This is a genomic window from Methylobacillus arboreus (assembly GCF_020532725.1).
Taxonomy (GTDB): Bacteria; Pseudomonadota; Gammaproteobacteria; order Burkholderiales; family Methylophilaceae; genus Methylobacillus; species Methylobacillus arboreus.
In genome coordinates this window covers 1-598 of record NZ_JAJAVC010000001.1, presented here as the reverse complement: position 1 = coordinate 598, position 598 = coordinate 1, and the positions used below count along the sequence as shown (strand labels likewise).

The following is a 598-nucleotide window of genomic DNA, read 5'->3' as shown; positions in this document are numbered from 1 at the left end:
GCTGGCCCGCCGCATCATATTCATAGCGAATGCCGTAGTTGTTCCAGATATTGTCGATCTGGGCCTGGGTCGGGCTAGACCCCAGGGCTTGTAGTGCCTTGTTGCCCTCGCCATTGAGTTCGGCAATCACGCGGCCTTGCAGGTCGTAGCGCCTGGACTGGGTGCGCATTGTATAAGTTGCCAAATCGACGGTGGTCGTTGAAACTAGGCGACCAACATTGTCGTAGGTATGGCTTGTTAAAACGTTGCGCTTTTGATCAATGATGGCAATCAAGCGGTTGTTGGCATCATATGCCGTAGAAATCACCTGTGATTCATCATTGCTAGCCGCAGGACGTATCTGTCCTAGCGTATTGCCAGCTGTATAGGTGACCTTGCTTGCATAACGCATTGTGTTCAGGACGTTGCCACCTAAGTCATAGGTATACTCGGTCAGGTAGCTCTCCGCATCCACTTCCCCGATCAGCTGCCCCTGGGCGTTGTAGAGCCGGTAGGTGGTCTGGTCACGGGTGGCATTGGTGGCTGGTTTGAGTTGTGCCAAGGTGCCAGTCGCCCATTGCGCAGACGGACTCTGGGTAGCATAGCGAATGGTCTGGGT

At 54.2% G+C, this 598-nt stretch carries 1 protein-coding gene; it reads right to left on the bottom strand.

What is annotated here, in order from left to right:
- A partial coding sequence (locus LG198_RS00005) for a hypothetical protein (protein ID WP_230341129.1) occupies positions 1–598 on the bottom strand: 598 nt, incomplete at both ends.